The sequence below is a fragment of the Lentzea sp. NPDC005914 genome (genome assembly GCF_040629405.1).
GTDB lineage: Bacteria > Actinomycetota > Actinomycetes > Mycobacteriales > Pseudonocardiaceae > Lentzea.
Window position 1 is genome coordinate 19,870 of sequence record NZ_JBEXVQ010000064.1, and the last position, 7,680, is coordinate 27,549.

The window sequence follows — 7,680 nt, forward strand, 5'->3', positions numbered from 1 at the left end:
TCACACCAGGAGCGTGGCGAGCACGGTGGCCAGGTGGACGGGTTTGCGGTCCGTGGTGTGGCGGATCTGCGTGCGGCAGCTGAAGCCGTCGGCGATGACCAGCGCGTCCTCGTTGGCCCTGATGGCGGGCAAGAGGTCCTGCTCGGCGCACGCGATCGACACGTCGTAGTGGCCCTGCTCGAACCCGAAGTTGCCGGCCAGGCCGCAGCAGCCCTCGACGATCGTCGGCTTCAGACCGGCCTTGGCCATGGCCTCGCGGTCAGGGTCGAAGCCCAGTTCCGCGTACTGGTGGCAGTGGGTCTGCACGACGGCTTCGCGCGCACCTTCCATCGACGGCAGCTTCGGTGCGACGTACGAGGCGAACGTCTGGGTGGCTTTGGCCAGTGCCTGCACGGCGAGATCCTGCGACAGCTTCGGGGCCTCGGTCTTCAGGAACGCCGTGCAGCTCGGCTCCAGCCCGATCACCGGCACACCTTTGCTCGTCCACGGAAGCAGCGCGCGTGCGGTCCGTTCGACGACGCGGCGGGCCTTCGGGAGCTGTCCGGTGGAGTGCCACGTCAGTCCACAGCAGACGTTCGCGGACGGGATCTCGACGTGGTTTCCCAGGTGCGCCAGGACGGTGGCGGCGTCGAGGCCGATGCCCGGCTCGAAGAAGTTCGTGAACGTGTCGGGGAACAGCAGCACCGGATCGCCCTTGCCGAGCGGGTGCAGCTGACGGACGAGGGGAGTGGTCGGAGTGGGCAACGAGCGTTCCGGCGTGATCCCGGCGAAGCTGCCGAGCTTCGCCGTGAAACGGTTGACCAGCCCGTACTTCAGCCACGTCGGCAGCCAGCCCATCGCGTAGTGCGACCGCGGCCGCGGACGTCCCTTGTAGTGCTCGTGCAGGAACTCCGCCTTGTAGCTCGCCATGTCGACGTCGACCGGGCAGTCGCGCTTGCAGCCCTTGCAGCCCAGGCACAGGTCCAGCGCCTCCGCGACCTCGGACGACCGCCAGCCGTCCTTGATCACGTCGCCCGCGAGCATCTCGAACAGCAGATGTGCGCGCCCACGAGTGGAATGCTTCTCCTCGCGCGTGACGCGGTAGCTCGGGCACATCACGCCGCCCTTGGTGTTCAGGCACTTGCCGACGCCGACGCATCGGCGCGTGTCGCTCGCGAACTCCGCCCGCGTCGGAATTCGCGGCGGCGCAACGAGAATCCGCAGGTCGTCGTCGAGTTTGAGCGGCTCGACGATCCGGCCGGGGTTGAGCAGGTTCGAGGGGTCGAACGCGTGCTTGAACTCCTGGAACGCCTTCAGCACCTCCGCCGGGTACATCCGGCTCAGCAGCTCGGACCGCGCCTGGCCGTCGCCGTGCTCGCCGGACAACGAACCGCCGTGGCTCACGACCAGGTCTGCCGCGTCCTGCAGGAACTCCCGGTAGCCGTCGGCCAGGTCGAAGTCGATGCGGACGTGCAGGCAGCCCTCGCCGTAGTGGCCGTAAGTGATGCCACGCCTGCCGTGCCGCGCGAGCAAGGCGTCGAACTCGCGCAGGTAGGTGCCGAGGCGTTCGGGTGGCACGGCCGCGTCCTCCCAGCCCGACCACGCCTCGCCGCCGTCGGGCATGCGGGTGGCGAGCCCGGCGCCGTCCTCGCGGATCCGCCACAGCGCCCGCTGGTGCGCGGGGTCGTGGATGATCATCGAGTTCTTGGTGATCTTCGCGACGCGTTCGGGGTGGTCCTCGACCTCCACGAACAGCCAGCTGCGGCCCTCTGGCAGGTCAGGGCGGGTGCGGACGCTGCGGACCAGTGCCTCGTCGATGCCCTCGACCGCCAGCGCGTCCTCGATCTGGGTGACCTGGTCGGCGGCGTCGTAGGTGTCCGCGAAGCCGAGCACGACCAGGACGCGGCGTTCGGGGCGGCGCACCAGCTTCAGTTCGGCGCCCAGCAGCACGACGCAGGTGCCTTCGGTGCCGACGAGCTGCTGGGTCAGCGTCGGGGCGTCCAGCGCGTACCCGCTGACCCGGCGGCTGAGCTGCGGAAACCACGCCGGGTCGAACGACGGCAGTGCGAGCGCGGGCGGGCTGGAGGTGTCGAACCGGCGGCCGTCGACCGTCAGCACGGTCAGGTTCGCGACGTTCTCGCTGGTCTTGCCCCACCTCACCGAGTGCGCGCCGCACGCGTTGTTGCCGATCATCCCGCCGATGGTGCAACGCGAGTGTGTGGACGGGTCCGGCCCGAAGATGTAGTCGCCGGTCAACGAGTTCACGCGGTCGAGCACCGCGCCGGGCTGCACGAACGCGCGGTCTCCGCTGACCTCGATCGAGTTCAGGTACCGGCTGAAGTCGATCACCAGGCCGGTGCCGGTCGCGTTGCCCGCGATCGACGTTCCCGCGCCGCGGCTGGTGATCGGCACGCGGTGTTCCGCGGCGAGCGCAACGGCCGTGACCACGGCGTCTGTCGTGCGTGGACGGACGATCACACGGGGCACGTGGCGGTAGTTCGACGCGTCCGCCGAGTACAGGGCCCGGCTCGCCGGGTCGTCGAGGACGTCACCGTCCACGTCACGGCGGAGTTGATCGAGAAAGGCCCGCATCACCCGATCATGCCTGGCTGGGTGTGACATGGCTCCGCCGATGCCGGTCTACCTGCCGGTAGCCGATAGCCTCACCCGGTCAACCAGCAGCGATTGCAGGGAGAGCTAGTGAGTCGGTCCGTTCTGGTCACCGGAGGCAACCGCGGTATCGGCCTCGCCATCGCGCAGGCGTTCGCGGCGCAGGGCGACAAGGTCGCGGTCACGCACCGCGGGTCCGGGGCTCCCGAAGGCCTGCTCGGCGTGAAGTGCGACGTGACGAACTCCGAGGAGATCGACGCCGCGTTCACCGAGGTCGAGGCCGCGCACGGCCCCGTCGAGGTGCTGGTCTGCAACGCGGGCATCACCCAGGACACGCTGTTGCTGCGCATGAGCGAGGAGCAGTTCACGCAGGTCGTCGACGCGAACCTGACCGGCGCGTTCCGGTTCGCCCAGCGCGCCTCCCGCGGCATGCTGCGCAAGAAGTTCGGCCGCATCGTCTTCATCTCGTCCGTCGTGGGTCTCACCGGCGGCGCGGGCCAGGTCAACTACGCCGCGTCCAAGGCGGGCATGGTCGGCATGGCGCGTTCGATCGCGCTGGAGCTGGGCTCGCGCAACATCACCGCGAACGTCATCACGCCCGGTTTCATCAGCACGGACATGACGGCAGAGCTGCCCGAGGCCGTCCGTGAAGCCGCTTTGAAGCAGATCCCGGCCGGTCGATACGGTGCGGCCGAAGAGATCGCGCGCGCCGTCACGTTCCTCGCCGCCAACGAGGCCGGCTACATCAACGGTGCCGTGCTGCCGGTCGACGGCGGCCTCGGCATGGGCCACTGAGCTTTCTCAACTACGGCTGTCTACTGCGAAAGGGTTGGATCAAGTGACCGGACTGCTCGAGGGCAAGCGACTGCTGATCACCGGTGTGATCACCGACGCGTCGATCGCCTTCCACGTCGCACGCGTCGCCCAGGAGCAGGGCGCCGAGGTCGTGCTGACCGGGTTCGGCCGGATGAGCCTCGTCACGCGCATCGCCCAGCGTTTGCCCAAGCCCGCGCCCGTGGTCGAGCTCGACGTGCAGAACCAGGAGCACCTCGACACGCTGGCCGAGCGCGTCGGTGAGCACGTCGACGGCCTCGACGGTGTCGTGCACGCCATCGGCTTCGCCCCGCAGAGCTGTCTCGGCGCGCCGTTCATGGACGCACCGTGGGAGGACGTCTCCGTCGCGATGCACGTCTCGGCGTACTCGTACAAGTCGCTCGTGCAGGCCGTTCGCCCGATGCTGTCGCACGGCTCGTCGGTCGTCGGTCTCGACTTCGACGCCCGTCAGGCGTGGCCCGCCTACAACTGGATGGGCGCGGCGAAGGCGGCGTTCGAGTCGATCAACCGCTACATGGCGCGCGAGCTCGGCCCGGACGGCATCCGCGTGAACCTGATCTCGGCCGGCCCGGTGCGCACCATGGCCGCCAAGTCGATCCCCGGCTTCGCGGAGCTCGAGAAGATGTGGGGCGAGAAGGCGCCGCTGACGTGGGACGTCGACGACCCGACGCCGGTCGCGAAGTCGGTCTGCGGCCTGCTGTCCGACTGGTTTCCGGCTACCACGGGCTCGATGGTGTTCGTCGACGGAGGCGTGCACTTCCTCGGTTTGTGAGTCGTGATTTGATGGGGCGGTGAGTTTCGACGCGCTGCTGTGGCTGTCTTTTGGCGGCCCAGAAGGTCCTGAGGACGTCCGCCCCTTCCTCGAGAACGTGGTTCGCGGACGTGGCGTGCCGCCGGAGCGGCTGGACGAGGTCGAGGCCCACTACCAGCACTTCGGCGGCGTGTCGCCGATCAACCGCCTGAACCACGAGGCCATGGACGCGGTGCGCGCCACCGGGTTCGAGCTGCCGATCTACTTCGGCAACCGCAACTGGCATCCCATGGTCGAGGACACCGTCGCCCAGATGAAGGCGGACGGGATCAAGCGCGCGTTGGTGTTCCCGACGAGCGCTTACGGCGGCTACTCCGCGTGCCGTCAGTACGACGAGGACATCCTGCGCGCGCTGGCGGCCGTTCCCGACGGCCCCGAACTGGTGAAGCTGCGCCAGTTCTTCGACCACCCGCTGTTCATCGGAGCGTTCGCCGACGGCGTTCGTGCGGCTGCGGAGACTTTGTCGGGTTCGTACCGGCTCGTCTTCACCGCGCACTCGGTGCCGGTGTCCGCGGACAAGGCCGCCGGACCTCCCGAGGAGGGCGGTTACCGCTACTCGCGCCAGGTCGTCGAGGCGTCCCGGCTGGTCGCCGCCGAGCTGGGCATCACCGAGTACGACGTGGTGTGGCAGTCGCGGTCCGGCCCGCCGCAGATCCCGTGGCTCGAGCCGGACATCGTCGACCACGTCGACGCCCTGCACGCCAAGGGCGTCACCGGCGTGGTCGTGTGCCCGATCGGGTTCGTGTCCGACCACCTCGAGGTCGTCTGGGATCTCGACACCGAGGCCCGTGACCGCTGCGTCGAGCTCGGCATGGAGTTCGCCCGCGCCGCCACCCCGAACTCCGACCCGCGCTTCGCCGAGCTCGTGGTCGAGCTGGTCGCGGAGCACCTCGAGGGTGTCCCGGCCCGGAAGCTGTCCTCGTTCACCGTCGCGGGGTGCACGGTGAACGGCGCGCCGTGTGCGCCGTTGTGTTGCGAACCGGTCAAGAGGCCGGTCCGAGCCTAGACAGGGCTTTTTCAACGGGCGAAGAATTGGTCGCATGACCAGTTCCGCGGCCGTCGAGGTCACCGGGCTCCGGGTGTACCGGGGCAAGCGTCTGGTCCTGCGGGATGTGAGCTGCACGATCCCGCGGGGCAGTGTCACCGGCTTGCTGGGCCCGTCCGGCTGCGGCAAGACCACCCTGATGCGGTCGGTCGTGGGCGTGCAGATCGTCTCCGGCGGGTCGGTCACGGTCCTGGGCTCGTCCGCGGGCAGCCCCGGCCTGCGCGACCGGATCGGGTACGCGACCCAGAGCCCCTCGGTGTACGCCGATCTGAGCGTCGTCGAGAACCTGCGCTACTTCTGCGCGGTGCTGCGCGCGCCCCGGTCCGACGTTCAGCGCGTGATCGACGAGGTCGGGCTGGGCGGCCACGAGTCGCAGCTCGTGTCCTCTTTGTCCGGTGGCGAGCTGTCGCGGACGAGCTTGGCCGTCGCGTTGCTCGGCAAGCCTGAACTGTTGGTGCTCGACGAGCCGACGGTCGGGCTGGACCCGTTGCTGCGTGACGAGCTGTGGACGTTGTTCCGCTCGTTGGCCTCGCGCGGTGTCACGTTGTTGGTGTCCAGCCACGTGATGGACGAAGCCGCCCGCTGCGAGCGGCTGCTGCTGATGCGTGACGGCGCGTTGCTCGCCGACGACACACCTGCCTCGCTGCTGTCCGCGACCGGTACTGGCGACCTGGAGCAGGCGTTCCTGCACCTGGTGCGGGCGAAGGAGGCGGCGTGAACACCTCGATCCTGCTCGCCACGACCGCGCGGATCCTGAACCAGTTCCGTCACGACCGCCGCACCGTCGCCCTGATGGTGCTCATGCCGTCGTTGCTGCTCATCCTGCTGCGCTTCGTCTTCAACTCCGAAGCCGCCTTCAGCCGTGCCGCTCCCGCCCTGCTGGCCGTTTTCCCGTTCGCGATCATGTTCATCGTCACGTCGATCACGACGTTGCGCGAGCGCACGACGGCGACGCTGGAACGGCTCATGACGATGCCGATCGGCAAGCTTGACCTGCTCTTCGGCTACGCGCTGGCGTTCGGCGTGGTGGCGCTGGTCCAGGTCCTCGTCGCGGTCGGCATCTCGCTCACGTGGCTCGGGCTGTCGATCGGCGGCTCGGTGTGGCTGCTCGTGGTCATCGCCGGGCTGGACGCGTTGCTGGGCACGGCTCTCGGGCTCTTCGCGAGCGCCTTTGCCCGCACCGAATTCCAGGCTGTGCAGTTCATGCCGTTGTTCGTGATGCCGCAGGTGTTGTTGTGCGGGCTCTTCTCGCCGCGTGAGGCGATGACGCCGGTGCTGGAATGGCTGTCCAACGTCATGCCGCTGTCGTACGCGGTCGACGCGCTCACGGCGGTGACGACGTCGAGCGACATCACCGCAGAACTGGTGCGCAACCTCGCGATCGTGGCGGCGTGCGGACTTCTCGCGTTGGTGCTGGGCGCCGTGACGTTGCGCAGGCGCACGCCCTGATCAGTGCCGGCCGGCACCCGTGTCGGCCAGCACGCGCACGGCCTCGTCGACCGCCGCGCACCGTGCCCGTCGCACGGCCTCGGACACAGGCTTGAGCGCATCGGTCCGTGCGCTCATCGCCGACGCCGACATCGCACCGCCGGGCGCGTCCGAGCGCGCCACGGACAGGATCGCGTCCACCTCGGCGGCCCGCTGCAGCACCCGCAGAGCGCGCGGGGGCATCGCGGCCGGCCACGGCAGGGCGGAGTTCTCGGCGGCCAGGTCGGCGATCTCCTTGCGCACGTTCGGGCGGTGCTTGGCCACGTCGAGGGACGCCAGGGCGGCGGTGGCCTCGCGCAGGGCGGCACCCAGGCCGTGCTCGGCCTCACCGATCGGGATGTGCTCCAGGCCGTTGGACGACGGCAGGTCGAACACGGTCCAGCGCATCACGCCGTCGGCCACGATCTTCGGCACCAGGCCGATGTGCACGGACGGGATCACGAGAGCCTCACCGGACCGCAGCGCGCACGTCGAGAGCGGGCCCTTGCCGCCCAGGCCGCGCACGTCACCGGGCACCGGCAACGCCAGCCGCGCGGACGTCGCGCCCGCGCGCCGCAGGGCGGCCAGCAGCAGGGCGGGCCCCACGGGGGCCTCGTCGGGACCGGGGAGGTCGAGCGCCGTGGCGGTGCCGTCGTCGTCGGCCACCACCTCGTGCTGCTCGGCCCACGTGTGCAGGGCGTCGAGGACGTCGTCGGAGGCGGCCAGACCGTGCAGCCATCCCGACGTCCACACGACCAGCGTGGCACTCGCACAGGACACGGGACGAGATTACGTGGCCCGGCCGTGTGAGCCCCACCCGGTGTGCCTGATCCGAGACACCTAGACGAGTAAGTCCTAAATCCAGGCGGTGTCTGGAGACGGACGAAGGGTGTTCAAGATCAGTTTGTGAGGACCGACCTGAACACCCTTCTGA

Annotated in this window: 7 protein-coding genes; 5 read left to right on the forward strand and 2 right to left on the reverse strand. The window is 69.3% G+C overall.

The genetic code is table 11. The annotated features are described in order from the left end of the window. Positions 1-2,571, reverse strand: coding sequence for an FAD-binding and (Fe-S)-binding domain-containing protein (locus ABZ345_RS46000; RefSeq protein WP_359861858.1), 2,571 nt, complete (start codon positions 2,569-2,571; stop codon positions 1-3). A gap of 108 nt (positions 2,572-2,679) precedes the next feature. On the opposite strand from ABZ345_RS46000, the gene ABZ345_RS46005 reads away from it, so the two are divergent. The 5 genes from ABZ345_RS46005 to ABZ345_RS46025 are packed head-to-tail and all read left to right on the forward strand — an operon-like array spanning position 2,680 to position 6,728. Continuing rightward, entirely contained in the window at positions 2,680-3,384 is a 705-nt protein-coding gene (locus ABZ345_RS46005; RefSeq protein ID WP_359861860.1) for a beta-ketoacyl-ACP reductase, read from the forward strand. Between the two features lie 43 nt (positions 3,385-3,427). Next, the gene (fabI, locus tag ABZ345_RS46010) at positions 3,428-4,195 is read left to right on the forward strand and encodes an enoyl-ACP reductase FabI (protein ID WP_359861862.1); all 768 of its coding nucleotides are present in this window, start codon (positions 3,428-3,430) and stop codon (positions 4,193-4,195) included. A gap of 19 nt (positions 4,196-4,214) precedes the next feature. Beyond that, on the forward strand, positions 4,215-5,240 hold the full coding sequence (locus ABZ345_RS46015) for a ferrochelatase (RefSeq protein WP_359861864.1): 1,026 nt from the start codon (positions 4,215-4,217) through the stop codon (positions 5,238-5,240). A gap of 34 nt (positions 5,241-5,274) precedes the next feature. Next, positions 5,275-5,997 carry an ABC transporter ATP-binding protein gene (locus ABZ345_RS46020; RefSeq protein ID WP_359861866.1) on the forward strand — a complete coding sequence of 241 codons (723 nt, stop codon included), beginning with the start codon at positions 5,275-5,277 and terminating at the stop codon, positions 5,995-5,997. Continuing rightward, the gene (locus ABZ345_RS46025; RefSeq protein WP_359861868.1) at positions 5,994-6,728 is read left to right on the forward strand and encodes an ABC transporter permease; all 735 of its coding nucleotides are present in this window, start codon (positions 5,994-5,996) and stop codon (positions 6,726-6,728) included. Before ABZ345_RS46020 ends, ABZ345_RS46025 begins: the two co-directional genes overlap by 4 nt. Here ABZ345_RS46025 and ABZ345_RS46030 read toward each other — a convergent pair whose 3' ends face one another. Next, entirely contained in the window at positions 6,729-7,526 is a 798-nt protein-coding gene (locus ABZ345_RS46030; protein ID WP_359861870.1) for a hypothetical protein, read from the reverse strand. Positions 7,527-7,680: the final 154 nt, after the last annotated feature.

Excerpts from the sequence above, each read along its gene's own strand:
- ABZ345_RS46000 (WP_359861858.1), bottom strand. The coding sequence starts at position 2,571 with ATGCGGGCCTTTCTCGATCAACTCCGCCGTGACGTGGACGGTGACGTC.
- ABZ345_RS46020 (WP_359861866.1), top strand. The coding sequence starts at position 5,275 with ATGACCAGTTCCGCGGCCGTCGAGGTCACCGGGCTCCGGGTGTACCGG.